27 protein-coding genes are annotated in these 26,751 nt (G+C 71.5%); 19 read left to right on the top strand and 8 right to left on the bottom strand.

The features are described from left to right. Positions 1–65: 65 nt before the first annotated feature. From ACIQPR_RS28480 to ACIQPR_RS28430, 11 genes are all read left to right on the top strand, one after another. Entirely contained in the window at positions 66–1,715 is a 1,650-nt protein-coding gene (locus ACIQPR_RS28480; protein WP_403653902.1) for a CTP synthase, read from the top strand. Positions 1,716–1,813: 98 nt separating this feature from the next. Beyond that, positions 1,814–2,440 (top strand): NUDIX domain-containing protein, encoded by a 627-nt coding sequence (locus tag ACIQPR_RS28475; protein ID WP_403653899.1) that lies wholly within the window; start codon positions 1,814–1,816, stop codon positions 2,438–2,440. 202 nt (positions 2,441–2,642) lie between these two features. Next, on the top strand, positions 2,643–4,709 hold the full coding sequence (locus ACIQPR_RS28470) for a tetratricopeptide repeat protein (protein ID WP_403653896.1): 2,067 nt from the start codon (positions 2,643–2,645) through the stop codon (positions 4,707–4,709). A 133-nt stretch (positions 4,710–4,842) separates the two neighbouring features. Further along, a complete protein-coding gene (gene ald / locus ACIQPR_RS28465) occupies positions 4,843–5,967 on the top strand; it encodes an alanine dehydrogenase (RefSeq protein ID WP_403653893.1) in 1,125 nt (374 codons plus the stop codon). A 414-nt stretch (positions 5,968–6,381) separates the two neighbouring features. After that, positions 6,382–7,518 carry a ParA family protein gene (locus tag ACIQPR_RS28460; protein ID WP_403653890.1) on the top strand — a complete coding sequence of 379 codons (1,137 nt, stop codon included), beginning with the start codon at positions 6,382–6,384 and terminating at the stop codon, positions 7,516–7,518. Continuing rightward, positions 7,503–8,057, top strand: a complete 555-nt coding sequence (locus ACIQPR_RS28455) for a hypothetical protein (RefSeq protein WP_403653887.1) — start codon at positions 7,503–7,505, stop codon at positions 8,055–8,057. The genes ACIQPR_RS28460 and ACIQPR_RS28455 overlap by 16 nt, the downstream gene beginning before the upstream one ends. 18 nt (positions 8,058–8,075) lie before the next feature. Further along, on the top strand, positions 8,076–9,056 hold the full coding sequence (locus ACIQPR_RS28450; protein ID WP_403653885.1) for a segregation and condensation protein A: 981 nt from the start codon (positions 8,076–8,078) through the stop codon (positions 9,054–9,056). Beyond that, positions 9,053–9,709, top strand: a complete 657-nt coding sequence (gene scpB, locus ACIQPR_RS28445; protein WP_403653882.1) for an SMC-Scp complex subunit ScpB — start codon at positions 9,053–9,055, stop codon at positions 9,707–9,709. The genes ACIQPR_RS28450 and scpB overlap by 4 nt, the downstream gene beginning before the upstream one ends. After that, positions 9,709–10,890, top strand: coding sequence for a pseudouridine synthase (locus ACIQPR_RS28440; RefSeq protein WP_403653879.1), 1,182 nt, complete (start codon positions 9,709–9,711; stop codon positions 10,888–10,890). The genes scpB and ACIQPR_RS28440 overlap by 1 nt, the downstream gene beginning before the upstream one ends. A 154-nt stretch (positions 10,891–11,044) precedes the next feature. Further along, positions 11,045–11,773 carry an NUDIX hydrolase gene (locus ACIQPR_RS28435; protein WP_403653876.1) on the top strand — a complete coding sequence of 243 codons (729 nt, stop codon included), beginning with the start codon at positions 11,045–11,047 and terminating at the stop codon, positions 11,771–11,773. Next, entirely contained in the window at positions 11,770–12,792 is a 1,023-nt protein-coding gene (locus ACIQPR_RS28430) for an ADP-ribosylglycohydrolase family protein (RefSeq protein ID WP_403653874.1), read from the top strand. The genes ACIQPR_RS28435 and ACIQPR_RS28430 overlap by 4 nt, the downstream gene beginning before the upstream one ends. A 60-nt stretch (positions 12,793–12,852) precedes the next feature. On the opposite strand, the gene ACIQPR_RS28425 is transcribed toward ACIQPR_RS28430, so the two are convergent. The 4 genes from ACIQPR_RS28425 to ACIQPR_RS28410 are packed head-to-tail and all read right to left on the bottom strand — an operon-like array spanning position 12,853 to position 15,272. Beyond that, the gene (locus ACIQPR_RS28425) at positions 12,853–13,557 is read right to left on the bottom strand and encodes a DNA polymerase beta superfamily protein (RefSeq protein ID WP_403653871.1); all 705 of its coding nucleotides are present in this window, start codon (positions 13,555–13,557) and stop codon (positions 12,853–12,855) included. Positions 13,558–13,578: 21 nt separating this feature from the next. Continuing rightward, positions 13,579–13,986 (bottom strand): Rieske (2Fe-2S) protein, encoded by a 408-nt coding sequence (locus tag ACIQPR_RS28420; RefSeq protein WP_403653868.1) that lies wholly within the window; start codon positions 13,984–13,986, stop codon positions 13,579–13,581. Beyond that, positions 13,983–14,564, bottom strand: a complete 582-nt coding sequence (locus ACIQPR_RS28415) for a DUF6529 family protein (protein WP_403653866.1) — start codon at positions 14,562–14,564, stop codon at positions 13,983–13,985. Before ACIQPR_RS28415 ends, ACIQPR_RS28420 begins: the two co-directional genes overlap by 4 nt. A gap of 27 nt (positions 14,565–14,591) precedes the next feature. Beyond that, positions 14,592–15,272, bottom strand: coding sequence for a hypothetical protein (locus ACIQPR_RS28410; protein ID WP_403653863.1), 681 nt, complete (start codon positions 15,270–15,272; stop codon positions 14,592–14,594). A gap of 242 nt (positions 15,273–15,514) precedes the next feature. On the opposite strand from ACIQPR_RS28410, the gene aroH reads away from it, so the two are divergent. From aroH to der, 5 genes are all read left to right on the top strand, one after another. Then, complete coding sequence (gene aroH, locus ACIQPR_RS28405; RefSeq protein ID WP_403653861.1) at positions 15,515–15,883, top strand: chorismate mutase; 369 nt, start codon at positions 15,515–15,517, stop codon at positions 15,881–15,883. Further along, positions 15,880–16,965, top strand: a complete 1,086-nt coding sequence (locus ACIQPR_RS28400; protein ID WP_403653858.1) for a prephenate dehydrogenase — start codon at positions 15,880–15,882, stop codon at positions 16,963–16,965. The genes aroH and ACIQPR_RS28400 overlap by 4 nt, the downstream gene beginning before the upstream one ends. Before the next feature lie 112 nt (positions 16,966–17,077). After that, positions 17,078–17,773: a (d)CMP kinase gene (cmk, locus tag ACIQPR_RS28395; protein ID WP_403653855.1), complete on the top strand. Its 696-nt coding sequence runs from the start codon at positions 17,078–17,080 to the stop codon at positions 17,771–17,773. Between the two features lie 53 nt (positions 17,774–17,826). Further along, positions 17,827–18,414: a lysophospholipid acyltransferase family protein gene (locus ACIQPR_RS28390; RefSeq protein ID WP_403653968.1), complete on the top strand. Its 588-nt coding sequence runs from the start codon at positions 17,827–17,829 to the stop codon at positions 18,412–18,414. A 75-nt stretch (positions 18,415–18,489) separates the two neighbouring features. Beyond that, positions 18,490–19,971: a ribosome biogenesis GTPase Der gene (gene der / locus ACIQPR_RS28385; protein WP_403653965.1), complete on the top strand. Its 1,482-nt coding sequence runs from the start codon at positions 18,490–18,492 to the stop codon at positions 19,969–19,971. Between the two features lie 88 nt (positions 19,972–20,059). Here the strand turns inward: der and ACIQPR_RS28380 are convergent, their stop codons facing one another. Both ACIQPR_RS28380 and ACIQPR_RS28375 read right to left on the bottom strand, forming a co-directional pair. Then, positions 20,060–20,479 carry a hypothetical protein gene (locus ACIQPR_RS28380; protein WP_403653852.1) on the bottom strand — a complete coding sequence of 140 codons (420 nt, stop codon included), beginning with the start codon at positions 20,477–20,479 and terminating at the stop codon, positions 20,060–20,062. Between the two features lie 37 nt (positions 20,480–20,516). Next, the gene (locus ACIQPR_RS28375) at positions 20,517–21,305 is read right to left on the bottom strand and encodes a hypothetical protein (RefSeq protein ID WP_403653849.1); all 789 of its coding nucleotides are present in this window, start codon (positions 21,303–21,305) and stop codon (positions 20,517–20,519) included. 504 nt (positions 21,306–21,809) lie between these two features. Between ACIQPR_RS28375 and ACIQPR_RS28370 the strand changes: the two genes are divergently transcribed. From ACIQPR_RS28370 to ACIQPR_RS28360, 3 genes are all read left to right on the top strand, one after another. Beyond that, entirely contained in the window at positions 21,810–22,532 is a 723-nt protein-coding gene (locus tag ACIQPR_RS28370; protein ID WP_403653846.1) for a transglycosylase family protein, read from the top strand. 102 nt (positions 22,533–22,634) lie between these two features. Continuing rightward, complete coding sequence (locus ACIQPR_RS28365) at positions 22,635–23,636, top strand: helix-turn-helix transcriptional regulator (protein WP_403653843.1); 1,002 nt, start codon at positions 22,635–22,637, stop codon at positions 23,634–23,636. 263 nt (positions 23,637–23,899) lie between these two features. Further along, on the top strand, positions 23,900–24,115 hold the full coding sequence (locus ACIQPR_RS28360) for an I78 family peptidase inhibitor (RefSeq protein ID WP_403653840.1): 216 nt from the start codon (positions 23,900–23,902) through the stop codon (positions 24,113–24,115). A gap of 95 nt (positions 24,116–24,210) precedes the next feature. Here the strand turns inward: ACIQPR_RS28360 and ACIQPR_RS28355 are convergent, their stop codons facing one another. Further along, positions 24,211–25,248, bottom strand: coding sequence for a phosphatase PAP2 family protein (locus ACIQPR_RS28355; RefSeq protein WP_403653837.1), 1,038 nt, complete (start codon positions 25,246–25,248; stop codon positions 24,211–24,213). 237 nt (positions 25,249–25,485) lie between these two features. Beyond that, complete coding sequence (locus ACIQPR_RS28350; protein WP_403653835.1) at positions 25,486–26,700, bottom strand: hypothetical protein; 1,215 nt, start codon at positions 26,698–26,700, stop codon at positions 25,486–25,488. Positions 26,701–26,751 lie beyond the last annotated feature (51 nt).

Genomic DNA, 26,751 nt, shown 5'->3' with positions numbered 1-26,751 from the left:
GGACCGGTGGGCACAAAACCCCCGACCGCAACTCGAACCGCGACCACGGGAGCCCCCTCTTGGCCATGCCGCCGAAATCCACGACGACCAAGCACATCTTCGTCACCGGGGGTGTCGCCTCCTCACTCGGCAAGGGCCTCACCGCCTCCAGCCTGGGGATGCTCCTCAAGGCCCGGGGTCTGCGGGTCGTCATGCAGAAGCTCGACCCGTATCTGAACGTCGACCCCGGCACGATGAACCCCTTCCAGCACGGTGAGGTGTTCGTCACCAACGACGGCGCCGAGACCGACCTCGACATCGGCCACTACGAGCGCTTCCTCGACCGCGACCTGGACGGCAGCGCCAACGTCACCACCGGCCAGGTCTACTCGACCGTCATCGCCAAGGAGCGGCGCGGCGAGTACCTCGGCGACACCGTGCAGGTCATCCCGCACATCACCAACGAGATCAAGCACCGCATCCGGCGCATGGCGACCGACGAGGTCGACGTCGTCATCACCGAGGTCGGCGGCACGGTCGGCGACATCGAGTCGCTGCCCTTCCTGGAGACGGTCCGCCAGGTCCGCCACGAGGTCGGCCGGGACAACGTGTTCGTGGTGCACATCTCCCTCCTGCCGTACATCGGCCCCTCGGGCGAGCTGAAGACCAAGCCCACCCAGCACTCGGTCGCCGCCCTGCGCAACATCGGTATCCAGCCGGACGCGATCGTGCTCCGCTCGGACCGCGAGGTGCCGACCGCGATCAAGCGCAAGATCTCCCTGATGTGCGACGTCGACGAGGCCGCCGTGGTCGCCTGCCCCGACGCCCGCTCGATCTACGACATCCCCAAGACCGTGCACAGCGAGGGCCTGGACGCCTATGTCGTCCGCAAGCTGGACCTGCCGTTCCGCGACGTGGACTGGCGGACCTGGGACGACCTGCTCGACCGCGTCCACAACCCGCTGCACGAGATCACCCTCGCGCTGGTCGGCAAGTACATCGACCTGCCCGACGCCTACCTCTCGGTCACCGAGGCACTGCGCGCCGGCGGCTTCGCCAACAAGGCCCGCGTGAAGATCAAGTGGGTCACTTCGGACGACTGCAAGACCCCGGCGGGCGCCGCCAAGCAGCTCGGTGACGTCGACGCCATCTGCATCCCCGGCGGCTTCGGCGACCGCGGTGTCTCCGGCAAGGTCGGCGCCATCCAGTACGCCCGCGAGCACAAGGTCCCGCTGCTCGGCCTCTGCCTGGGCCTCCAGTGCATTGTGATCGAGGCCGCGCGCAACCTCGCCGGCATCGCGGACGCCAACTCCACCGAGTTCGACGCGGCCACCGGCCACCCGGTCATCTCCACCATGGCCGAGCAGCTCGACATCGTCGCCGGCGAGGGCGACATGGGCGGCACCATGCGCCTGGGCATGTACCCGGCCAAGCTCGCCGAGGGCTCCATCGTGCGCGAGGTCTACGACGGCAAGGAGTACGTCGAGGAGCGCCACCGCCACCGCTACGAGGTCAACAACGCCTACCGCGCCGAGCTGGAGAAGAAAGCCGGACTCCAGTTCTCCGGCACCTCACCGGACGGCAAGCTCGTCGAGTACGTCGAGTACCCGCGCGAGACGCACCCCTACCTCGTCGCCACCCAGGCCCACCCCGAGCTGCGCTCCCGCCCGACCCGGCCGCACCCGCTCTTCGCGGGCCTGGTCAAGGCGGCCGTGGCACGCAAGACGGGCAAGTAGTACGAGGGTTGTACGGTGACCGGGGTGCGCGCCTTCAAGAGGTGCGCACCCCGGCCGTCTGTGTACGTCAGGTTCGTGTAGGTGTGGAGGGACAGCGCATGACCATCAAGGACACCCCGGAGGAGTGGGAGATCCGGGCGACCGCGACCCCCTTCGTCGGCAACAAGACCTCCGTGCGCACCGACGACGTGGTGATGCCCGGGGGCGCCGTCGTGCACCGCGACTACCAGGTCCACCCCGGTTCCGTGGCCGTCCTCGCGCTGGACGAGCAGGACCGGGTGCTGGTCATCCGGCAGTACCGCCACCCCGTACGCCAGAAGCTGTGGGAGATCCCGGCCGGGCTGCTCGACATCCCCGGCGAGAACCCGCTGCACGCCGCCCAGCGCGAGCTGTACGAGGAGGCGCACGTCAAGGCCGAGGACTGGCGGGTGCTGACCGACGTCTACACCACGCCCGGCGGCTGCGACGAGGCCATCCGGATCTTCCTCGCCCGCGACCTCTCCGAGGCCGAGGGGCAGCGCTTCGAGGTCGAGGACGAGGAGGCCGACATGGAGCACGCGCGCGTGCCCCTCGACGACCTGGTCCGCGGGGTCCTCGCCGGCGAACTGCACAACAACTGCCTCGTCGTCGGCGTCCTCTCCCTGGTCGCCGCCCGGCACGGCGACGGCGTCGACGCGCTGCGCCCCGCCGAGGCGCCGTGGCCCGCGCGTCCCTTCGAGTCCTGAACCCGACGTCCCGACGTCCCGACGTCCCGATGCCCCGATAGCCCGATAGCGCGATGTCCGGTGTGACGATCGGCTGATCCGATCGGGGGATGTGCCCGCCGCGCTCCGCACGGTTCGTCGCAGAGCGTGAACTAGGCTCTGGAACTGCCCGGTCCGGAGTCCCGGCGGGCTATGCGCGTGCAGTGGGACGGGAGTGTGGCCCGTGACGGATCAGGCGGTGGACACAGAGAGCGTGAAGCTGTCCGGGAACACGTCCGTCGAGGGCCAATTCCTGGGCCGGGCAAGAGAGTTGAAGGAGCTGCGGGCCGACATCGAGCGCGCGGGCCTGGACACCATCGCCGGCCGCAAGGCCCCTCGCGCGCGCGTCCTCCTCATCGCGGGCAAGCCCGGCTCCGGCCGCACCGCCCTGGCCGGCGAACTCGTCCGACAGGTCGCTGACCGTTACGACCACGGTGTGCTCCGGGCCCGGCTCAGCGAACCCGACGGCACCCCCGTCCCCACCGAGCGCACCGCCCGCGAACTGCTCACCGCCCTGGAACTGCCCACCCCGGCCGGCGCCTCCGAGGACGACCTCTCGGACATCCTGCGCGCCGCCCTCGCCGACCGGCGGGCCCTGCTCCTGCTCGACGACGCGGCCGACGCCGAACAGGTCGACGCGCTGCTCCCGGACACCCCGGACTGCCTGGTCGTCGCCGTCTCCGGCGGCCCGCTCACCGGCATCGCCGACGTCCGCCCCTGCACCCTGGGCGGCCTGGACACCAAGTCCGCCCTGGAACTCCTCACCCGCTACACCGGCGCCGTCCGCATCACCGTCGACCCGCTCGCCGCCGAGGGCCTGGTCCAGGTCTGCCGGGCCGAGCCCGCCGCGCTCACCCTGGCCGGCGGCTGGCTCGCGGCCCGCCCGCAGGCCGCCGTCGCCGACCTCGCCAAGCACCTGCGCGCCGAGAGCGAGGAGGGCACCCCGCTGAGCCGCGTCTTCCGGCTCGTCTACGGCTCGCTGCCCAGCCCCGCCGCCCGGATACTGCGACTGCTCTCCCTCGCCCCGGCCGGCCTGGTCGACCCGCAGACCGCCTCCGCGCTGGCCGGCTGCTCCGTCAACGGCGCCCGCGCCACCCTCGACGACTTCGTCACCGCGGGCCTGCTGCGCGCCCTGGACTCGCCGCTGCCGCAGTACGAGGTCCCCGGCTGCCTCCAGCCCCTGCTGCACGCCCTCGCCGAGACCCAGGACCGCCCGGCCGAACTCCAGCTCGCCCGCGCCCGCATGCTGGAGCGGACCGTACGGCTGCTCCAGTCCTGCCGTGCCATCACCGAGACCGACAGCCCCCAGGCCCGCGAGAAGCTCCTAGGCATGCCCAGCGCGCTGCGCTTCCCGAACCCCCGGGCCGCCGCCGACTGGCTGCGCCTGAGCGGGCCCGCCCTGCTCGCCTCCGCCCGCCTCGCGGTCGCCGACGGCGAACTGGACACGCTGGCGCGCCGGTTGATGTCCCAGCTGGTGCGCGCGATGGTCGCCCACTTCGGCACCCAGGCCGCCGCCCCCGAGCTCTACGGCATCCACCGCCTCGTCCTCGACGTGGCCGAGCGCCGCGAGCTGCCCCGCGAGAAGGCCGCCGCGCTGCTGAACCTCGCCGACCTGGACGCCCAGACCGGCCGGACGACCGAGGCACTGGCCCGCTACCGGGCCGCGCTGGACGCCGGACGCGAGGCGAATGACCCGTACGCGACCGGCCGCGCGATGGAATCCGTAGGCGGCGCGCACCAGGAGCTGGGGGACCACGACCGGGCCGCCGACTGGTTCGGCCGCGCGCTGGCCCAGCGGCTCGCCCGCGACGAGCGCGCGGAGGCCGCCCGGCTCTACGGCCGGATCGCCGCCGCGCACACCTACGCGGGCCGCTACGGCGAGGCCCTGCGGAACTGGCGGGCGGCCGTCGCCGGGTACCGCAAGAACGGCGATGTGCCCGCCCAGGCGCGGGCGTTGAGCGAGCTGGCCCGGGTCCAGGAGTACGCGGGCCGCCCCGAGGAGTCGCTGCTCACCTGTCACGAGGCGGTCGAGTGGGCCCGCCGCGCGGAGGACGTCCGGCTCCAGGCGGCGCTCCAGCTGCGGCTGGCCGACACCCTCGACCGGCTGGGCGATCCGGCGTCGGCCGCGCTGCACCGCGGCACGGCCGAACGGATGCTCGGCGAGGAGCCCCAGGAGGGTGATCCCGCCCCCGAATCCCCGGAACAAACCGCTAACGCCTGCGAAATCCGTAGTACATCAACGGAAGATTGATGCATTGAAAGGCTAGACAGCGGGAACACCTTCATTAGACTGGCTCTGCCGCACCTTCTCCTGCGGTCTCCCGGTGCGCTCATGCATGTCCGGGTATGAGATGTATTGCCCCACACCCTCTGAGCCAAGGACCGTGATCCACGTGAAGGTCGGCATCCCCCGCGAGGTCAAGAACAACGAGTTCCGGGTGGCCATCACACCCGCCGGCGTGCACGAGCTGGTGCGCCACGGCCACCAGGTCGTCATCGAGCACAACGCCGGCGTCGGCTCCTCGATCCCGGACGAGGAGTACGTGGCGGCGGGCGCCGAGATCCTCGCCACCGCCGACGAGGTCTGGGCCACCGCCGACCTGCTGCTCAAGGTCAAGGAGCCCATCGCCGAGGAGTACCACCGCCTCCGCAAGGACCAGACGCTCTTCACGTACCTGCACCTGGCGGCCTCCAAGGAGTGCACCGACGCGCTCATCGAGTCCGGCACCACCGCCATCGCCTACGAGACCGTCGAGCTGCCCGGCCGCGCCCTGCCGCTGCTGGCCCCGATGTCCGAGGTCGCGGGCCGCCTCGCCCCGCAGGTCGGCGCCTACCACCTGATGCGCTCGATCGGCGGGCGCGGTGTGCTCCCCGGCGGTGTCCCCGGCACCCAGCCCGCGCGGGCCGTCGTCATCGGCGGCGGCGTCTCCGGCTGGAACGCCACGCAGATCGCCGTCGGCATGGGCTTCCACGTCACGCTGCTCGACCGCGACATCAACAAGCTCCGCGAGGCCGACAAGGTCTTCGGCACCAGGGTCCGGGCGATCATGTCCAACTCCTTCGAGCTGGAGAAGGCCGTCCTGGACGCCGACCTCGTGATCGGCGCGGTGCTCATCCCGGGCGCCAAGGCCCCGAAGCTGGTCACCAACGAACTCGTGTCCCGGATGAAGCCCGGAAGTGTGCTTGTCGACATCGCGATCGACCAGGGCGGCTGCTTCGAGGACTCGCGTCCGACCACCCACGCCGAACCGACCTTCCCGGTCCACGGCTCGGTCTTCTACTGCGTCGCCAACATGCCCGGCGCGGTGCCCAACACGTCCACCTACGCGCTCACCAACGCCACGCTCCCGTACATCGTGGAGCTCGCGGACCGCGGCTGGGTCGAGGCGCTGCGACGTGATCCTGCTCTCGCCAAGGGCCTCAACACCCATGACGGCAAGGTGATTTACCGCGAGGTCGCGGAGGCGCACGGACTGGAGCACGTCGAGCTGGAGTCGCTGCTCAACTGACCTTCCGGCCACCCGTGTCGACTAAGTCACCGTTCAGCAAAAGGCGATACGTCAACACAGGTCGTCAACACCGCGCACCCGGCCGGACCTTGCTCGACAGGTCCGGCCGGAAGTGTGTGTATGGTCACTTTGCGGCACTCGGCCAACTCGCGCCGAACATAACCCTTGAACCGATTCGTGCACCGGTGAAACCTGCCGTGCGACTGTCGTACGCCCTTGACAGAGGGATGTTTCATTGCCGACACATCGGGCCGGGTCCGGCGGATTGTGTTGCTGCGAACACCCGACACGCCATAGAGTCGCCAACCGTCGGCATGGTGCCACGCTGACCTATCGAGAAGTTCCCTGGTCACCAAGGAGGTAAGACGACTTGTGAATGAGTCGACATTTTCTCCCGGGGGTGGTCAACCAGGAATGCCGGCAAGGGGCCAGGAGCCCGCGGGGTTCGAGGCTGTCGGCTCCGTCGCTGTGCGCACCTTCGCAGCCCACCAGGGTCACCAGCAGCCAGGGGTGACCCAGCCAGCACACCAGAGCATGGATGGCCATCACGTGAACGCCATGGCCGGCGACGGAAGGGGCGCGCCCCACAACCACTTCGCCGACTACGACGAACTGCCCGACGGGCACTTCTACGACCCCGACGCCGAGTACGAGCCCGATCCCGAGTACGCGGCGACCCTCGCGCCCGACGCGGCCCGCCAGCGCCGTGAGCGCGTGGGCCCGACCGGACGCCCGCTCCCGTACTTCCCGATCCCGGGCCCGCTGACCAGTCACGGCCCCGCCACGATCATCGCGATGTGCAACCAGAAGGGCGGCGTCGGCAAGACCACGTCGACCATCAACCTGGGTGCCGCGCTCGCCGAGTACGGCCGGCGGGTGCTGCTCGTCGACTTCGACCCGCAGGGCGCGCTCTCGGTCGGACTGGGCGTCAATCCCATGGAGTTGGACCTCACCGTCTACAACCTGCTCATGGAGCGGGGCATGTCGGCCGACGAGGTGCTCCTCAAGACAGCCGTCCCGAACATGGACTTGCTGCCGAGCAACATCGACCTGTCCGCCGCCGAAGTGCAGTTGGTGAGCGAGGTCGCGCGCGAGTCCACCCTGCAAAGGGCGTTGAAGCCGCTGATGGCCGACTACGACTACATCGTGATCGACTGTCAGCCCTCCCTCGGCCTGCTCACCGTGAACGCCCTGACGGCGGCTCACAAGGTGATCGTGCCGCTGGAGTGCGAGTTTTTCGCGCTGCGCGGGGTCGCGCTGCTGACCGAGACCATCGAGAAGGTCCAGGAGCGGCTCAACCCCGAGCTGGAGCTCGACGGCATCCTCGCCACGATGTACGACTCCCGGACCGTGCACAGCCGTGAGGTGCTCGCCCGTGTCGTCGAGGCGTTCGACGACCACGTCTACCACACGGTCATCGGACGCACGGTGCGCTTCCCGGAGACCACGGTCGCCGGCGAGCCGATCACCACGTACGCCTCCAACTCCGTCGGTGCCGCCGCCTATCGCCAGCTCGCCAGGGAGGTGCTCGCCCGGTGTCACGCCGAGTGAGTCTGCCGGGGGCCGACGAACTGTTCCGTACGACAGGGGGGATGGCGCTCCAGGCGTCCACCCCCAGGCGCCAGTCCAACGGAGAGGCGCGGGTGCCGGCTCCGGCGGGGGAGAGCGACGGTGCCGCCGCCGGGGAGGACGCCCCGCACTCCGTACCCGCCCAGGGCGGTGACGGCGAGGGCGCGGAGCATGTCGCGGCCGACGCGGACGCGGGCGAGTCCCGCAGCCGGGCCGTGGAGGGCTCCGTACGACGTCAGGAGGCGCAGGAAGGTTCTGCCGCCCAGCAGCCCCGCAAGCGCGGCCGACAGCCCGCGCAGCGGCGCCCCAGCGGGCGGGAGCGGCACGACGAGAAGATCACCGTGTACGTCTCCGCCGAGGAACTGATGGACCTGGAGCACGCCCGGCTGGTGCTCCGGGGCGAGCACGGCCTCGCGATCGACCGGGGCCGGATCGTGCGCGAGGCGGTCGCCGTCGTGCTGGCCGATCTGGAGTCCCGGGGGGACGCGAGCATTCTCGTCCGCCGGCTTCGCGGGCGGTAGCGGTAGCCTGCGGGGGCCATGACCTCGAACGACGCACCCACCGCCGGCGCACCCGCCGGACGTCGGCGTGCGCTCGGGAAGGGGCCGGGCGCGGCGGTGGAGCCGGAGCCCGAGGCCGTCGTAGCGGAAGCGGTCGTAGACGAAGTCGCGCGGGAAGCCGTCGAGGAACCCGACGACGGGGTCTTCAAGGTACGGCTCGCGAACTTCGAGGGGCCGTTCGATCTTCTCCTCCAGCTGATCTCGAAGCACAAACTCGATGTCACCGAGGTGGCGCTGTCCAAGGTCACCGACGAGTTCATGGCGCACATCAGGGCGATGGGGCCCGACTGGGACCTGGACCAGACGACCGAGTTCCTCGTCGTCGCGGCGACCCTGCTGGATCTGAAGGCGGCCCGGCTGCTGCCCGCCGCCGAGGTCGAGGACGAGGCCGACCTCGCGCTGCTGGAGGCCCGGGACCTGCTGTTCGCGCGGCTGCTCCAGTACCGGGCGTACAAGCAGATCGCCGACATCTTCAACCGGCGCCTCGACGAGGAGGCCCGGCGCTACCCCCGTACCGTCGGGCTCGAACCGCACCACGCCGAACTGCTGCCCGAGGTGGTCATCAGGATCGGCCCGGAGGGCTTCGCGAGACTCGCCGTGAAGGCGATGCAGCCCAGGCCCAAGCCACAGGTCTACGTCGACCACATCCACGCGCCGCTGGTCAGCGTGCAGGAGCAGGCCGGGATCGTGGTGGCGCGGCTGCGGGAACTCGGTGAGGCCAGCTTCAGTGTCCTCGTCGACGACACCGACGACACCCTGACCGTCGTGGCGCGGTTCCTGGCGCTGCTGGAGCTGTACCGGGAGAAGGCCGTCGCCCTCGACCAGGAGACCGCGCTCGGGGAGCTGATCGTGCGCTGGACGGGTGGGGAGGGGGAGGCCGGGCCCATGGTCACGGACGAGTTCGACCGGCCGCCCGAGGTGCCTCAGGAGACCAAGGAGATCAAGGAGGAGTCGGCGTGAGCGAGGAGTCCACGGGCGTACCGGCGAGCCCGTCCGCCGTCGCGGAGCTCGACCTCAAGCCCGCGCTGGAGGCCGTCCTGATGGTCGTGGACGAGCCCGCGACCGAGGAGCACCTCGCGAAAATACTCCAGCGGCCCAAGCGGCGGATCGCCGACGCGTTGCGCGAGCTGGCCGACGAGTACACGGTCCAGGGGCGCGGTTTCGAGCTGCGGCTGATCGCCGGCGGCTGGCGTTTCTACTCCCGCCCGGAGTTCGCGCCGGCCGTCGAGGGCTTCGTCCTGGACGGCCAGCAGGCCCGGCTCACCCAGGCCGCGCTGGAGACCCTGGCGGTCGTCGCCTACCGCCAGCCGGTCAGCCGCAGCAGGGTCTCGATGGTCCGCGGAGTGAACTGCGACGGTGTGATGCGCACCCTGTTGCAGCGCGGTCTGGTCGAGGAGGCGGGCACGGAACCCGAAACAGGTGCGATCCTGTATGTGACGACGAACTACTTTCTGGAGCGGATGGGCCTGCGGGGCCTGGACGAGCTCCCGGAGCTCGCGCCCTTCCTCCCTGAGGCCGAGGCGATCGAGGCGGAGACGCTGGAAGGGGTGCCGTCGTTCGATCCGGATGCACCGGACGCAGATGCAGACGACACGACGACGACGGAACTTTGATGCGAAGCAGTGGCAGTGGCAGCAGTGGCGGCGGCGGTAGGAGCGGCGGGCGCGGCAACCCCCGCGGGACCGGCGGGGGCAACCCCCGGGGTTCCGGTGGGGGCGGCGGCGGTCGTGGTTCCGGCGCGGGCAACTCCCGGGGTGCCGGCGGGGGCGGCTCCCAGCCGAGGGGCGCGGGAGGCCGTGACGACCGGCCGAAGCGCGCCGGGAAGCCGCGTCCCGAGGAGCGGCGCTACGACGTAGGCCCCACCGGGTCCCACGAGGGCCCGAAGTCCGGGCGCGGCGCCTCCGCGCGCGGCGGTGCCAAGGGCGGCCCCAAGCAGGGCCAGGGCACCGGACGCGGGCGCTGGGCGCCGGCCACCTCGCGCGAGTACGACGCGCGGGCCGAGGAGCGCAACCGGGAGCGGTACGCGGGCAAGAAGGACGTGAAGCCGCCCAAGACGTTCCCGGGCGCCGAGCAGGAGGGCGAGCGGCTCCAGAAGGTCCTGGCGCGCGCGGGCTACGGCTCCCGGCGTTCCTGCGAGGAGCTGATCGAGCAGTCCCGGGTCGAGGTCAACGGCGAGATCGTCGTCGAGCAGGGGCTGCGGGTCGACCCCGAGCGCGACGAGATCAAGGTCGACGGGCTGACGGTGGCGACGCAGTCGTACCAGTTCTTCTCGCTGAACAAGCCCGCCGGTGTCGTCGCGACGATGGAGGACCCCGAGGGCCGGCAGTGCCTCGGCGACTACGTCACCAACCGGGAGACGCGTCTCTTCCACGTCGGGCGGCTCGACACCGAGACCGAGGGCGTGATCCTGCTCACCAACCACGGCGAGCTGGCGCACCGGCTGACCCACCCCAAGTACGGCGTGAAGAAGACCTACCTCGCGCACATCGTCGGCCCGATCCCGCGCGACCTGGGCAAGCAGCTCAAGGACGGCATCCAGCTGGAGGACGGGTACGCGCGCGCCGACCACTTCCGCGTCGTCGAGCAGACCGGGAAGAACTATCTGGTCGAGGTGACCCTGCACGAGGGCCGCAAGCACATCGTGCGGCGCATGCTCGCGGAGGCCGGGTTCCCGGTCGACAAGCTGGTGCGGGTCTCCTTCGGGCCGATCACCCTGGGCGACCAGAAGTCGGGCTGGCTGCGCCGCCTGTCGAACACCGAGGTCGGCATGCTGATGCAGGAAGTCGATCTCTAGCAGCACGAGTCGGGTGCGGCCGGTTCCGGGTTCTCCGGGGCCGGCCGTTTCGTTTCCGCCTGTCGCCCCTCCGTCCGCCGAGTCCGTCGTGGGGGTTGTGCGGGACCACGATCCCTCTTTATAGTCGAGGTGACTATTAACGGGGTGAATCATCATGACCGCACCACCGGCCTACGACAAGTACGCCTTCGAACCCTTCGCCGTCACCGCCGACCTCGCCGTCCTCACCATCCGGGCCGGCGCCCTGCACGTCCTGCTCGTCGAGCGCGGCCAGGAGCCCTACGCCGGACACTGGGCGCTGCCCGGCGGCTTCGTGGCGCCCGACGAGTCCGCGGAGACGGCCGCCCGGCGTGAACTCGCCGAGGAGACCGGCCTGTCGGACGTCTCCGGGCTGCACCTGGAGCAACTGCGCACCTACAGCGAACCCGACCGCGACCCCCGCATGCGGGTCGTCACCGTCGCCTTCGCCGCACTGCTCCCCGACCCGCCCGAACCGCGCGCGGGCAGCGACGCGGCACAGGCCCGCTGGCTGCCCCACGCCTCGCTCGGGCCGCTCGCCTTCGACCACGACCGGATCCTGGCCGACGCGCACGAACGGGTCGGCGCCAAGCTGGAGTACAGCTCCCTCGCCACCGCCTTCTGCCCGCCGCAGTTCACCCTCGGGGAACTGCAACAGGTCTACGAGACCGTGTGGGGCGCCGAGTTGGACCGCCCCAACTTCCGCCGCAAGGTGCTCGCCACGCCCGGTTTCGTCGAACCGGTGCCGGGCGGCGCCAAGTTGACCGGCGGTCGCGGCAAACCGGCCGCGCTGTACCGCGCCGGCACCGCCACCACCCTCCACCCGCCGCTGCTCCGCCCGACCCGGGAAGGAAGCCCCGCATGACCACGACCGGCGTCCGCAAGCGCGCTGCCACCGGAGCCCTGATCGGCCTCGCCCTCGGGGACGCGCTGGGCTTCCCGACCGAGTTCAACGACGTGCCGTCCATCCTCGCCAAGTGCGGCCCCTGGCGGGAGATGGAGCTGCCGAGGCCCGCGATCGTCACCGACGACACCCAGATGACCCTGGCGCTGGGGCGCGGGCTCCGAACCGCCATGGACCGGGGGCTGCTTGGCCCGAAGCGGATGGAACGGCCCGTGCGCGAGGAGTTCGTGGACTGGTACCAGTCGCCGGACAACAACCGTGCCCCCGGCCGGACCTGTCTCGTCGCCTGCAACCTGCTGAAGGCCGAGGACCGGCTCTGGCAGGACGCCAGCCAGATCGGCTCGAAGGGCTGCGGGGCCAACATGCGGGTCGCGCCGATCGGGCTCGTCCCCGGGCTGAGCGACGAACAGCGGTCCGGCGCCGCCCAGTTGCAGTCCGCGCTCACCCATGGCCACCCGACCGCCCTCGCCGCGTCCGACCTCACCGCGCACGCCGTACGGCTGCTCGCACAGGGCGCCGAACCGACCGGACTGGTCGGGCTGCTGCGGTCGTACGCCGTGGAGAACCGCACCCGCTACCACCACCGCTGGCTCGGCGACCTGTGGACGCGCAGCCAGGACCCCACGCCCGAGCACTTCATCGCCCGCGGCTGGGACGACTGCCTGGAGATCCTGGACCGGCTCCAGGCCGCGGTACGCGCCAACTCCCCGGAGACCGACCCCTGTTCGGCCACCGGTGCGGGCTGGATCGCCGAAGAGGCCCTGGCGACCGGCCTGTTGTGCTTCCTGCTGTTCGTGGAGGAACCGGTGACCGCGCTGCGGCGCGCGGCCTGCACGTCCGGCGACTCCGACTCGATCGCCTGCCTCACCGGGGCCTTCGCGGGCGCCCACCTCGGCGCGGACGCCTGGCCCGAGGAGTGGGCGGAACGGATCGAGTACCGGGGGGAGCTGCTGGCGCTCGGGGCGCTCTGGGACGCCTGACCGGCGATCGACGTCCTGGACCTCCGCGTCAGGCTCGGGCCCGTGGTGGCGAGGCGGCCGTCACGGGTCCGTCACCACCGGGTGCCGGTCGGCCGAGGCGCGCCGTACCCGGATCAGGAAGTCCTCCACGCGGGCGCGGTCCGGCTCCGGCGGGAGCGGGGTCCGGGTCGCCGCCGCGTCGGTCTCCGTCGCCAGCCGGGTCATCCACGACTCGACCTCCGGCCAGGGGACTTCGCCGCGCCTGACGGCCAGCAGGGGTTCGCGCCCGTCGCCCACGTCGATCGTCAGGGTGCCCGTGCGGAGCATGTCGCGGGCGCTCGCCAGCAGCCGGAGCAGATGCATCGCGTGCTTCCAGCGGGGCGCTCCGTGCATCCGGACATTGGCCTCCAGCTTCTTGCGCTGGCTCAACGCGTAGCGGGTGAAGGTCTCGTGGACCTGGCGGGAGAGGAACGCGCCCCGCAGGGCGAGGAGTTCACGGCCGGTGTCGTCGATGTGCTCGACGTGCGGGGAGTGGAGGCACTCCAGGATGTTGGGGTTCGCGCGCAGGGCCAGTTCGCAGAAGCGCTCCAGCTCCCAGCTGAACTGCTCCGGCGCCGGGCCCTCCACATGCGTCGGCGGCTTCTGGAAGCGCCAGAACAGGGGAGTGGGGGCGAGGAACACGCCCCGGCGGTCGGTGTCGCTGCCCTCCGTCGCCAGACCGAAGGCGCGCGACCCCATCACGCAGGCGTAGACCGTGTGGTCGCGGACCAGGGACTCGTGGTGCATTCCGGGAGCGTACGCGGCGGATCACGCCAGGCGGATCGAATTTCCCTCCACCGTGATCGGCTCGGCCGGCAGCGGCTTCGGTGCCGGGCCGCCCGCGACCGAACCGTCCGCGATGTCGAACTTGCTGCCGTGGCAGGGGCAGTCGATGGTGCCGTTCGCGACGGCGTTCACCGTGCAGCCCTGGTGGGTGCAGATCGCCGAGAAGGCCTTGAACTCGCCCTTCTTCGGCTGGGTCACCACGACCTTCTGGTCCTTGAGGATCTTGCCGCCGCCGACCGGGATGTCGGAGGTCTTCGCCAGCTCCTGCCCGCCGGAGGCCTTCACCGACGACGAGCCCGAGGAGTCGTTGCCGTACTTGCTGCACCCGGCGGCGAGCGCGGCGGTCGCCCCCGTCACGAGGACCGTGCGGCGCGTCGAGCTGTCGGTCATGTACTCACTCCGAAGGTGCGGAAGAACCAGAGGGCGGACGTCAGCCAGAGCAGCGTGAGGCCGGTGAAGACCAGCCCGCCGACGAGCGGCAGCAGCCAGCCGGGGAGGCGCTCCGAGCGGAGCAGCAGCATCTTGGCACTGAAGGCGCCGAAGAACAGGCACCCCAGGACGGAATGCCACATCACGCGTGTCGAGTACGTCTGGTACCCGAACGCGTAGAGGCAGTGCACCGCGACCGGCACCGCCACCAGGAACGCGATCCGCCCCGACCAGCGGTGCAGCGTCCCCGACCAGCTCGGGCCGGGCAGCTTGCCGTAGACCATGAAGGCCGAGACGAGCTGGACGAGGGCGAAGAAGAACGCGGTGGTCGCGAGCCAGGACTTCACCGCGCCCGTGCTGCTGAAGCCGGCGAGGTTGAAGGCGGTGCCGGCCGGGTCGTGGACCTTGCCGTAGACGCCGAGTCCGACGGCCACGGCCGCGGCCACCAGGGCCGGGACGAGGTAGCGGGCGGGGCTGTCGCGGCGGTGGCCGGGCGGGGGCGGGTAGGCCTGGGTGGCGGCGTTCGGGTCGGCGGTCATGATCGGCTCCCTGAGGCGGACGGTGGGTCAGGGGGTGACGGGCTGGGCCGTGAGCTGCTGTCCGTCGACCGTGACCGCGCCGGTCTCCGGGTCGATACGGGGTGCGGCGGCGGCCTCGCCGTCGCGGGTGACGATGCCGGTCTGGCGGCCGTTGGGCAGCACGATCCAGCCGCCGTCGATCTTCGCGCCGCGCACCTTGGCCGTGGCCCGCCACAGCCCGGACGGCTTGACGGCCTTGTCGGCGGTGAACGCGTACTTCCGGCCCTCGTCGTGGACGGTGCCGCGGATCTTCGTGCCCTGCTGGAGCCTGCCGTCGAGCACGGCGCCGTTCGGGGCGGTGAGCTTCAGCGTGCCGTCGTCCGCGACCGGGCCGCGCAGCCAGGCCTCCTTGTAGCGGCCGTCGCAGAAGTACGCGACCGCCCTGCCGTCGCGGATCGTCACGGCCACCGAGGCGGTGTCGTCGTCGGTGCGGCCGGCGTAACTGGCGTTCTGGACGGCCGACTCGGAGGCTGTCGGGCTGGGCGTGGGGGTCGGCGACGCGGGCGCCGACCTCTTGGCCGACGCGGACGCGGACGGAGACGCCGACCGCGATGCCTCGCTGTACGAGGACGACGCGGTCTTCGTCCCCGACGTCGCGTTGAGCGTCAGCATGAACAGGCCCAGCAGCAGGCCCGCCAGAAGAGTGAGCAGTGGTCCAGGACGCTTCATTACTGTCCTCCCCCGAGGCGAGCTACCAGCCCATGAGAGCGGACTCGGGGCCGTGGGTAAAGAGGCATACCGGGATGATCTCACCCCAAGTAGCGGAACAGGATGATTCAGGTGACATTGGCAGGGTTCGCCGGACCCGCCCCGGCCCGTCTCAGGAGGCGGGCGCCGGGCACCCGTACCGGACGGGCTGACTAGGCTGGTCGTACAGAGAGCCGGGTTGTACGTCAGCGAGGAGCAGAGCAGTGGCGGTACGAGCGGTCCGGGGCGCCGTCCAGCTGGACAGGGACGAGGCCGGCCACATGGGCGAGCGGGTCGGCGAGCTGCTGACCGCCGTCCTGGAACGCAACGGCCTCACCGCCGACGACCTGATCAGCGTCTGGTTCACGGCCACGCCGGACCTGCACAGCGACTTCCCGGCCGCCGCCGCCCGCAAGCTCGGCGCCGCCTTCGCCGACGTACCGCTGATCTGCGCGCAGGAACTCGACATCGCTGGCGCCATGCCCCGGGTGGTCCGCGTCCTCGCGCACATCGAGTCCGACAAACCCCGCGCCGACATCGCGCACGTCTACCTCGGTGCCGCCGCCGCCCTCCGCAAGGACATCGCCCAGTGAGAACCGCGCTCGTCATCGGCACCGGCCTCATCGGCACCTCCGCCGCGCTCGCCCTCGTCGCCCGGGGCGTCGTCGTCCACCTCGCCGACCACGACCCCGAGCAGGCCCGTACGGCCGCGGCGCTCGGCGCCGGCACGGAGGAGGCGCCGGAGGGACCCGTCGACCTCGCGATCGTCGCCGCCCCGCCCGCCCTGGTGGCCGGGGTGCTCGCCGACGCGATGCGCCGGGGCGTGGCCCGCGGCTACCTCGACGTGGCCAGCGTCAAGGGCGGACCGCGCCGCGAACTGGAAGCGCTCGGCCTCGACCTCTCCGGGTACATCGGCTCGCACCCCATGTCCGGCCGGGAGAAGTCCGGCCCGCTGGCCGCGACCGCCGACCTCTTCGAAGGCCGCCCCTGGGTGCTCACGCCCACCCGGGACACCGACACCGAGGTGCTGAACCTCGCCCTGGAACTGGTCTCGCACTGCCGTGCCGTACCGGTCGTCATGGACGCCGACGCCCACGACCGCGCGGTCGCCCTCGTCTCCCACATGCCCCACCTGGTGTCCAGCCTGGTCGCCGCCCGGCTGGAGAACGCCGAGGAGGCCGCCGTACGGCTGTGCGGGCAGGGCATCAGGGACGTGACCCGGATCGCCGCGTCCGACCCCCGCATGTGGATCGACATCCTCTCCGCGAACCCGGGGCCGGTCGCCGATCTGCTCACCGACGTCGCCGGGGACCTGGAGGAGACGGTACGGGCGCTGCGCTCGTTGCAGTCCGCCGACGAGGACAAGCGCCGCGAGGGCGCGGGCGGCATCGAGGACGTGCTGCGGCGCGGCAACGCGGGCCAGGTCCGCGTGCCCGGCAAGCACGGGTCCGCGCCGCGGGCGTACGAGGTCGTGGCCGTGCTCATCGACGACCAGCCCGGCCAGCTGGCCCGCATCTTCGCCGACGCGGGGATGGCCGGGGTCAACATCGAGGACGTGCGCATCGAGCACGCGACCGGGCAGCAGGCCGGTCATGTGCAGCTGATGGTGGAGCCGAAGGCGGCGCCCGTACTGACCGCCGCGCTGCGCGAGCGGGGCTGGGCGATCCGGCAGTAGCGCCGCTGGGCCGTCCGGCAGTAATACGCCGTGCGGGGAGCCAGTAACCTTGTCCGGGGCGCACTCGCGCCCCCACCCCGCTCACCACCCCGCACCAGGAAGGTGTCCTCCCGTGGAAAACGGCGCCGCCCGGACCGCCCCGGCAGTGATTGTCGCCATCGACGGCCCCTCCGGCACGGGCAAGTCGAGCACGTCGAAGGCCGTCGCCGCGCAGCTCGGGCTGAGCTACCTGGACACCGGCGCGCAGTACCGGGCGATCACCTGGTGGATGGTGCACAACGGCATCGACGTCACCGACCCCGTCGCCATCGCCGACGCGGCCGGCAAGGCGGAGATCGTCTCGGGCACCGACCCGGCGAACCCCACGATCAGCGTCGACGGCGTGGACGTGGCCGGTCCCATCCGCACCCAGGAGGTCACCTCCAAGGTCAGCGCGGTCAGCGCGGTGCCCGAGGTGCGGGCCCGGATCACCGAGCTCCAGCGGTCGCTGGCCGCCGACGCGGAGCGGGGCATCGTCGTCGAGGGCCGGGACATCGGCACGACCGTGCTGCCCGACGCCGACCTGAAGATCTTCCTCACCGCCTCCCCGGAGGCGCGGGCCGCCCGCCGCAGCGGTGAGCTGAAGGGCGCCGACGTGCAGGCCACCCGCGAGGCGCTGCTGAAGCGGGACGCGGCCGACTCCTCGCGCAAGACCTCGCCGCTCGCGAAGGCGGACGACGCCGTCGAGGTGGACACCTCCGACCTCACGCTCCAGCAGGTCATCGAGTGCGTCGTCACCCTCGTCGGGGAGAAGCGGGCCGTCAAGTGACCGCGGCGTCCGAGCGGGGGGCCGAGGTCGGGCGGCGCATCGGCGTCGGCCTGATGTACGGACTCTGGAAGCCGCGCGTGCTGGGCGCCTGGAAGGTCCCCGCGACCGGTCCGGTGATCTTCGCCGTCAACCACTCCCACGGCGTCGACGGACCCATGGTCATGGGTGTGGCACCCCGGCCGACGCACTTCCTGATCAAGAAGGAAGCCTTCGTCGGCCCGCTGGACCCCTTCCTGCTGCGCATCGGCCAGCTGAAGGTGGACCGTTCGGTCGCCGACCGTACGGCGATCACCGGGGCGCTGGACGTCCTGTCGGCCGGCGGCGTCCTCGGGATCTTCCCCGAGGGCACCCGGGGCGAGGGCGACTTCGCCTCGCTGCGCGCCGGGCTCGCCTACTTCGCCGTCCGCAGCGGCGCCCCGATCGTGCCGGTGGCCGTGCTGGGCACCGCCGAGAAGAGCGGACGGCTGATAAAGGCGCTGCCCCCACTGCGCTCCCGCGTCGACGTCGTCTTCGGCGACCCCTTCGAGGCGGGCGACGGCTCCGGCCGCCGTACGCGCGGGGCACTGGACGAGGCGACCGAGCGGATCCAGAAGCAGCTGGCCGCCCACCTGGACGAGGCCAGGCGCCTCACCGGGCGCTGAGAGACACTTGAGTAGTGGATCACCCGAAAACCGGGGGTTCCACCGATCACCACGATGAACGAGGTACCGATCTTCATGAACGACCAGATCCAGCCCGACGGCTCCGGCGCGGAGCACGAGCACGGGGCGCTGGGCGACGCCGAGTACGCGGAGTTCATGGAGCTCGCCGCCGTAGAGGGCTTCGACATCGAGGACGTCGAGGGCGCCATCGAGGAGGCGGGTCACGGGCCGCTGCCCGTCCTCGCCGTCGTGGGCCGGCCGAACGTCGGCAAGTCGACTCTCGTCAACCGCATCATCGGCCGCCGCGAGGCCGTCGTGGAGGACAAGCCCGGCGTCACCCGTGACCGCGTGACCTACGAGGCCGAGTGGGCGGGCCGCCGCTTCAAGGTGGTCGACACCGGCGGCTGGGAGCAGGACGTCCTCGGCATCGACGCCTCCGTGGCCGCCCAGGCCGAGTACGCGATCGAGGCCTCCGACGCGGTCGTCTTCGTGGTCGACGCCAAGGTCGGCGCCACCGACACCGACGAGGCGGTCGTACGACTGCTGCGCAAGGCCGGCAAGCCCGTCGTGCTGGCCGCCAACAAGGTGGACGGCCTCAGCGGCGAGTCCGACGCGGCCTACCTGTGGTCCCTGGGCCTGGGCGAGCCGCACCCCGTCTCCGCGCTGCACGGCCGCGGCACCGGCGACATGCTGGACGCCGTCCTGGAGGCGCTGCCGGAGGCGCCCGAGCAGACCTTCGGCGGCCCCGGCGTCGGCGGCCCCCGCCGGATCGCCCTGATCGGCCGTCCGAACGTCGGCAAGTCCTCCCTTCTCAACAAGGTCGCGGGGGAGGAGCGCGTGGTCGTCAACGAGATCGCCGGCACCACCCGCGACCCGGTGGACGAACTCATCGAGCTCGGCGGTGTCACCTGGAAGTTCGTCGACACGGCGGGCATCCGCAAGCGCGTCCACCTCCAGCAGGGCGCCGACTACTACGCCTCGCTGCGCACCGCCGCCGCCGTGGAGAAGGCGGAGGTCGCGGTCATCCTGATCGACGCCTCCGAGAACATCTCGGTGCAGGACCAGCGGATCGTCACCATGGCCGTCGAGGCGGGCCGCGCGATCGTCCTCGCCTTCAACAAGTGGGACACCCTCGACGAGGAGCGCCGCTACTACCTGGAGCGCGAGATCGAGACCGAGCTGGCCCAGGTCGCGTGGGCGCCCCGGGTCAACATCTCGGCGCGCACCGGCCGCCACATGGAGAAGCTGGTCCCGGGCATCGAGACCGCCCTCGCCGGCTGGGAGACCCGCGTCCCCACGGGCCGCCTGAACGCCTTCCTCGGCGAGCTGGTGGCCGCCCATCCGCACCCGGTCCGCGGCGGCAAGCAGCCCCGCATCCTCTTCGGCACCCAGGCCGGCACCAAGCCCCCGCGCTTCGTGCTCTTCGCCTCCGGCTTCATCGAGGCGGGCTACCGCCGCTTCATCGAGCGCCGCCTGCGCGAGGAGTTCAGCTTCGAGGGCACCCCGATCCATATCTCGGTCCGGGTCCGCGAGAAGCGCGGCACCAAGAAGAAGTAGCGGTCCGCGTCCGAAGAAGCGCCGGTTCCACGACGAGGAGGGCGGCCCCTGTTCCGACAGGGGCCGCCCTCCTCGTCCGTGTGCCGCGTCAGATGCCCCGGCGCGGGCCGGGCGGCAGGGCCGGGATGTGGTGCATCCCGGTGTGGGCCTGCTGCTGCCCGACGTGGCCCAGCTGCCCCACGCGCTGCCACTGCGACTGCTGCCGGGCGCTGTAGGCCCCCGCGCTGTACGCGCTGTACGAGCCCGAGCCGAGCGAACCGCCCCCGAAAGAGCCGCTGAACGAGCCGCCGAACGAACCCGTGCTGTGCGGGCTGTGCCCGAAGGCGGTGAAGCCCAGCTCCTCCTCGCCGCTGCGGTCACCCGGCAGCGAGCGGAAGGTCTTGACCCACTCCGAGTAGAGCCGGTCGTAGATCGGCGTGGCCGACGGGCCGCCTGGGCTGTCCCGGTCCGATCGCGAGGACGGGATCGGCTGGTAGGGCCGGCTGCGGGGAACATCGTATGCGTGCACGTATGTCCAAACGACGCGTGACCTGAAGGGATGCGGCTCAGGTGCCCGCGAGCGGGAGCGCGGAGCCGACCAACTGGCCGTTCGCCGCCGCCTTGTCGAGCGCGCCGCGCAGCAGGTCCTCGCGGGGCTGGCGGCCGATCGAGCCGACCGGCGCCGCGAACATCAGCACCTGCTGGTGCTTGTTGGCGGCGGCCCGCCAGCTGTCGGTGACCTGGAGCGGCTGGTGCGCCTGCCACCAGGCCACCGGGGAACCGCCGTTGCTACCCGGCTGGAGCACCGCGTGCAGCTGGCCCGCGGCGAGCAGCACCGACCAGCCGTGCAGCACGGGCGGCACGGTGGTGATCGCGCTGAGCGGCATGAAGCCCTGCTCGATCAGCAGCGGCAGGAAGTCGTCGCCCGCGCCGGTCGAGCCGGGCCGCACGATGGGCGCGGTCGGTTCGACCACCAGGGCGGGGTGCAACTCCCCTGCGATCAGGACGAGTCCGCTGGTCACACCGAGCACGGCCTGCTCGGGTACGGCCTTCTCCGGTTCGCCGGCCGGGGTGTGCGCGATGCCGCTGATCGAGCGGACGGCGCCCTGCAACTGCTCCTCGGTGACCTGGACGATCTGGGAGGGCAGGCAGGTGGCGTGGGCGAAGGCGAGGACGGCGGTCTCGTCGCCGATGAACAGGACGGTGCTGGTGCGCTCCTGGTCGGAGTCGCCCTGGGTGCGGCACGACGTGCAGTCGTAACTGCCCGGGGCGTTGTCTCCGGCGAGCAGCCGGTCGGCTTCTTCGTCGCCGATCTCGGCGCGTACGTCGTCGCTGACGTCGAGCATGCGCGGCACGGGTGGCTCCCTCGGAATGCGGTGCCCGGTGGGTCCCGGGCTCATGAAGAAGACAACGGGCGAGCTGTGGCGGGAGTCACGCTCCGGAGCGAACCGAATCCAACCAACCGCAGCACAGCGTGACACCGGGTACGGAATCCGGCACTCCCTGTCAACTCCATGAAAAGGCAAGGGAGTTGGTTGCGTGAACCGAGTCACAGATGGATGAGGTCGTTGGTCGAAAAATCAGTAAATGAGGGAATGTAGTGGGTGTCCGGAAAGTGCCGCTACCTGCGGTAACAGTCAACTGGCCTGGCACAACAGGCCGTTGGTCGACATCGGCTCGTCCACATCCGTACATTCCTCCGCCGTGTGCAACGAGCACCGCTCGGGAACGTCCGCCGGCCGATCAAGCCCGTTCAACAGCACAGCCGCCGGCGGACGGGGCGGGGCGCGAGGACCACGTCGATGCGTGGGAGCCGCGAACCGCCTTGGGGGACCCCGAGTTGTTGGAGAGGGAACTACATGTCCGAATGTGCCGATACCACTCGCGACAACACGCCTGAGACCCACCGCAAGGGTCAGGCACGGACGACCGCGGTCCTCGCCGGAGCCGCCCTGCTCGCCCCTCTGGGCGTGCTCGCGGCCACCGGCAACGCCGCGGCGGCCGACAGCGGGGTGTGGGACCGCATCGCCCAGTGCGAGAGCGGCGGCAACTGGCACATCAACACCGGCAACGGCTACTACGGAGGACTCCAGTTCTCCGCCGGCACCTGGCGCGCCTACGGCGGCTCGGCCTACGCGGCCACCGCCGACCAGGCCTCCCGGTCCGCGCAGATCGCCGTGGCCACCAAGGTCCAGCACGCCCAGGGCTGGGGCGCCTGGCCGGTCTGCTCGGTCAGGGCCGGAGCGAACGGCAGCGCACCCGCGGCCTCTTCGGGCACGGTGACCGAGAAGTCCGACAAGACGAAGTCCACGAGGACGACGAAGAAGTCGTCCAGCGAGTCGACGGCGAACTCGGCCAAGAAGGCGGCCCCGTCGAAGCCGGCGGCGAAGACGCCGGACCGCGGCACGAACAGCGTCTCGCGCGGCACCTCCCGCGGCGACTACACCGTCCGCGAGGGCGACACCCTCAGCGGCATCGCGGCCGAGCACGGCACGACCTGGCGGAAGATCTACGCCGCCAACAAGTCGGTCATCGGCGGCGACCCCGATCTGATCATCCCCGGCCAGCAGCTCGACCTCTGAGCCGCAGCGCCCGTACCGCTCCGACCGCTCCCACTGCGCCCCCGCCAGGTCCGTCGACCGGGCGGGGGCACGGTCGTGCCGCCCTTGCTACAGACTTCGACCATGTTGGAGACCTCGGCACGACTTCTGCGGCTGCTCTCGCTGCTCCAGGCCCATCGGGACTGGTCCGGCGCCGATCTCGCCGACCGGCTCGGGGTCACCCCGCGCACCGTGCGCCGGGACGTCGACCGGCTGCGCGAGCTGGGCTACCCCGTCAACGCCAGCCCCGGCACGGGCGGCGGCTACCAGTTGGGCGCGGGCGCCGAGTTGCCGCCGCTGCTGCTGGACGACGACGAGGCGGTCGCGGTGGCGGTCGGTCTGCGCACCGCCGCCGGGCAGGGCATCGAGGGCATCGGCGAGAGTTCCGTGCGCGCCCTCACCAAGCTGGAGCAGGTGCTGCCCAACCGGCTGCGCCGCCGGGTGGGCGCGCTGAACGCCTTCACCGTGCCGATGCTGCACAACACGGCGCCGTCCGCCGTCGACCCCGCCGTGCTGACCGAACTGGCCGCCCTGTGCCGGGACGCCGAGCGGCTGCGCTTCGCCTACGAGAGTCACGACGGCGCGTCCACCCGCCGTACCGTCGAACCGCACCGCCTGGTGTGCACCGAGCGCCGCTGGTACCTGGTCGCCTGGGACCTGGACCGCGAGGACTGGCGCACCTTCCGCGTCGACCGCGTCACGCCCAGGCCGCCGCACGGGCCGCGCTTCACCCCGCGCGAGCCACCGGCCGAGGACCTCGCCGCGTACGTCTCCAAAGGGGTCTCCACGCGCGCGTACGCCACGCGGGCCGTCGTCCGGCTCCTCGTGCCGCTGGAGCGGGCCGCCGAGCGGATCTCGCCCTCCGCCGGGACGCTGGAGGCGGACGGGCCGGACACCTGTCTGCTGCGGACCGGGGCGCCGAACCTCGATGTGATGGTGATCCATGTGGTGATGACGGGCTTCGAGTTCGAGGTCCTGGAGCCGGTCGAGCTGATCGGAGCGATCGGGGCGGTACGGGACCGGCTGTCCCGCGCGCTGGACCGCCACGGCCGGGGCCCGCACGGCGATTCTGTGCCGGAACGGTGAAACTCTTATGCTGCGTCAGCTCCCGCCGTACGCCGTGGAATCGGAATGGAATGGGGGGCCCGGGCCGGTTCTCGCGGAACTTTCCGCCGGGCTATTCGACGGGCCGGGCCGATGGGCGGGAATTACGTTCGAATGCCCGCGTAAGGCGTACGGAACCGCTCATACGTGTGAGCCGGACGGAACAAAACACACGTCCTGATCCTGTGACAGAAGTGTGACCGGAGAGGGCCGTCGAGAGCGGGAGAGCGGCTAGCGTGGCGGGCATGGCACCCATTCCGACTCCACCGGCGGAGCCCCAGGACAACCCCAACACCTACGTCGGCCTCGACGCGCCCGAGGCCGAGCGGCTCGCGCGGGAACGCGGGTGGTCGACCGTGCGCTCACTGCCCCCGGGGGCGATCATCACGATGGAGTACCGCGCGGGGCGGCTCAACTTCGAGGTGCGGGACGGCACCGTGGCGCGCGCCTGGAAGGGCTGAACGCGCACGTCACGAAGGCCCCGGTTCCGCAGGAGGAACCGGGGCCTTCGTCGTGCGGGGATGGCTTGTGCGTACCGGCCCCGCGGCCTGGTGGGTCAGCCGCCCGCCGCCGGGCGGGCGGTCGCCGAGGCGGTGCCACGTGCCACCCGGTCCGGATGGGGCGGGCGGCGGCTGCCGATCGGGGTGACCGGGGTGCGCTCCGAGCGGGTCGTGTGCGGGCTCGGCGCGAGATGGGCGGGAGGCCGCGCCGAACGGCTCGCGGTGACCGTCTCGCGGGCCGCCGGGACCTCGTCGCCCGAGGCGGACGTGCGCGGTGTGAGCAGCACGGGCGCGGTGACCGGGGAGGTCGGCACGGGTGCGGGGGCCGGACGGCCGCGGCGGGCGCGCCAGCGGTCGCGGTAGTCGAAGATGCGGGTCTCGGCCAGCGCGATCAGCGGCTCGCACCAGGGGAGGGCGAGCAGCACCAGCAGACCGGCGGCCCAGCCGAGCAGGACGTCGCTCAGCCAGTGCGTACCGAGGTAGACCGTGGCGAGACCGACGCCGAGCGAGGTCACGGCGGACGCGGCGGACAGCCAGCGGCGGGCTCTCGGAGTGGAGGCCAGATACGCCAGAATCCCCCAGGTCACGACCGCGTTGGCGGTGTGGCCGCTGGGAAATATATCGCCGCCCAGGCCCATCTCGTTCGAGCCGATGACGGTGGCGTAGTGCGGGCCGAGGCGGCCCATGCCGAGCTTGGCGGCGCCGACCGTGACGTTCAGCAGCAGCAACAGGGTGCCCAGCGTCAGCAGCGGGCGCAGCGTGTGCTGGCGCCACGAACGCCAGCCCAGCCAGGCCGCGACCATCACGGCGGTCGGGCCGCGCTGGCCCAGGACCACGTAGTAGTCGACGAACCAGTGGATGCCGGCCCACTGCTGGTAGGGCCGGAAGAACATGACCTGCCAGTCGAACCGGACCAGCCAGGAGGTGGTCACGACGAGCCACACGATCGCCAGATAGAAGGCCAGGGTCGCCGCGAACAGCACGACCCTGTGCCGGCTCATCCGCGGCACATCGATGTGGGTGGGCCGTTCCGGTTCCCGGTCCAGCCTCGCGAACACCCGGTCCAGACGGGTGAGGTTTCGTTCGGTACGCACCCAATCGACGTTACAGCGAGTGAGTGTGGATGCCCGTCGAATCAGCGGCTTTGTGATGACGATGTGATGTGGGAAAGCTCTCAGCGACGGGTTTATTTCCGTGGATTCCGCAATCCCGGATGGCTCCGTCCTGCAATTCCTTTGATCATGCCGGGCCCCAGTTTTATGGCACTTATGAATTAGTTCACCAAATGCTGGGGTGAAATTAGCCGGACGCTCACCGGTCCCCGGAGTGGATCATGGCGGACCGGTGCCGTTCAGCCAGAACGCCCCGTACACGGCCGACGCCACCGCGACACCGCCCACCACCCACGCTGACCTGGACGTACGCAGCCGGGCCAGGGCGAGCGCGAGGGGGAACAGCAGGGGGAACGCGGGCATCAGCAGGCGCGGTTTCGAGCCGAAGTAGCTCGACGCGCACAGCGCGAGCGCGGTGACGACCCCGGTGTACACCAGGAGCGGCAGCGGCTGGCGCTGGCGGACGCCCACGACGTACAGCCAGAGCACCAGCGCGACCCCGGCGATCAGCCCGACCCCGGCCAGGGCGGACGGGAAGGAGGTGAACTTCTCGCCGACGAAGCGGGCGAAGGCGGCGCCCCCGTCGAAACCGTTGCGCCAGCCCGCCTGCACGTCCAGATAGCCCAGCGGCCCCTTGCCGGTGCGGTGGCCGACCCACAGGATGTACCCGGCGGCGCCCAGGGGCGCGAGCGCCATACCGAGGGCGCACCGCCACTTCTGCGCGCCGGGTGCGCGCGCCGCACCCCGATCCCGCCCGAAAGAAGTCACGGAAGAAGTTCCGGCAGCGGCTCCGGAGTCGGCAGTGGCCCCGGAGTCGGCAGAGGCCGCGAAAGAGGCGATGCCCGCCGCCCACACCGCCGCGACCACCGCCAGCCCCACGGGCCGGGTCAGCCCGGCCGACAGCGCGAGGACGCCCGCCGTCACCCACCGCCCGGTCAGCACGGCGTACAGCGACCAGGCGGCGAGCGCCGTGAACAGCGACTCGCTGTACGCCATCGACTGCACGACTCCCACCGGCAGCACGGCCCACAGCAGCACGGCACACACGCCCGCCCGCCCGCCGTACACGTGCTCCGCGACCGCGAAGATCCCCCAGGCCGCCGCGAGCGAGGCGAGCAGGCTCACCACGAGACCGCCGTCGGCGTACGACAGCGGGGAGATCGCGTGCATGAACCTTTCCAGCCAGGGCAACAGCGGGAAGAAGGCGAGGTTCGAGTGGACGTCGCCGTTCGGGAGCCGCACCTCGTAGCCGTAACCGAGGTCGGCGACCCGGGTGTACCAGAGGGCGTCCCACCGGGCCGTCAGCAAGGTGTGGGCGCTCTTGCCGCGCGCCGCGCTCCAGACCGCGAGCACCACCAGGCCCAGGGCGCGGACGGCGGCGTACCCGAGGAGGGCCGGGGCCGCCCGGCGCGGCGGTGCTTCAAGATCGGTCACGGACCCGATTATCGAGGGCGCCCGGAACCGGCCGGCCCGGCGGGGCGTGCT

It is taken from the genome of Streptomyces sp. NPDC091280, from assembly GCF_044768565.1.
GTDB lineage: Bacteria > Actinomycetota > Actinomycetes > Streptomycetales > Streptomycetaceae > Streptomyces.
Note: the sequence above shows the minus strand (reverse complement) of the source record. Positions and strands in the feature narration are given on the sequence as shown.

Coding starts and splice junctions, on each gene's coding strand:
- ACIQPR_RS28480 (WP_403653902.1), top strand. CDS start 66: ATGCCGCCGAAATCCACGACGACCAAGCACATCTTCGTCACCGGGGGT.
- ACIQPR_RS28475 (WP_403653899.1), top strand. CDS start 1,814: ATGACCATCAAGGACACCCCGGAGGAGTGGGAGATCCGGGCGACCGCG.
- ACIQPR_RS28460 (WP_403653890.1), top strand. CDS start 6,382: ATGCCGGCAAGGGGCCAGGAGCCCGCGGGGTTCGAGGCTGTCGGCTCC.
- ACIQPR_RS28450 (WP_403653885.1), top strand. CDS start 8,076: ATGACCTCGAACGACGCACCCACCGCCGGCGCACCCGCCGGACGTCGG.
- ACIQPR_RS28440 (WP_403653879.1), top strand. CDS start 9,709: ATGCGAAGCAGTGGCAGTGGCAGCAGTGGCGGCGGCGGTAGGAGCGGC.
- ACIQPR_RS28435 (WP_403653876.1), top strand. CDS start 11,045: ATGACCGCACCACCGGCCTACGACAAGTACGCCTTCGAACCCTTCGCC.
- ACIQPR_RS28430 (WP_403653874.1), top strand. CDS start 11,770: ATGACCACGACCGGCGTCCGCAAGCGCGCTGCCACCGGAGCCCTGATC.
- ACIQPR_RS28425 (WP_403653871.1), bottom strand. CDS start 13,557: ATGCACCACGAGTCCCTGGTCCGCGACCACACGGTCTACGCCTGCGTG.
- ACIQPR_RS28420 (WP_403653868.1), bottom strand. CDS start 13,986: ATGACCGACAGCTCGACGCGCCGCACGGTCCTCGTGACGGGGGCGACC.
- ACIQPR_RS28415 (WP_403653866.1), bottom strand. CDS start 14,564: ATGACCGCCGACCCGAACGCCGCCACCCAGGCCTACCCGCCCCCGCCC.
- ACIQPR_RS28410 (WP_403653863.1), bottom strand. CDS start 15,272: ATGAAGCGTCCTGGACCACTGCTCACTCTTCTGGCGGGCCTGCTGCTG.
- ACIQPR_RS28390 (WP_403653968.1), top strand. CDS start 17,827: ATGTACGGACTCTGGAAGCCGCGCGTGCTGGGCGCCTGGAAGGTCCCC.
- der (WP_403653965.1), top strand. CDS start 18,490: ATGAACGACCAGATCCAGCCCGACGGCTCCGGCGCGGAGCACGAGCAC.
- ACIQPR_RS28370 (WP_403653846.1), top strand. CDS start 21,810: ATGTCCGAATGTGCCGATACCACTCGCGACAACACGCCTGAGACCCAC.
- ACIQPR_RS28365 (WP_403653843.1), top strand. CDS start 22,635: ATGTTGGAGACCTCGGCACGACTTCTGCGGCTGCTCTCGCTGCTCCAG.
- ACIQPR_RS28360 (WP_403653840.1), top strand. CDS start 23,900: ATGGCACCCATTCCGACTCCACCGGCGGAGCCCCAGGACAACCCCAAC.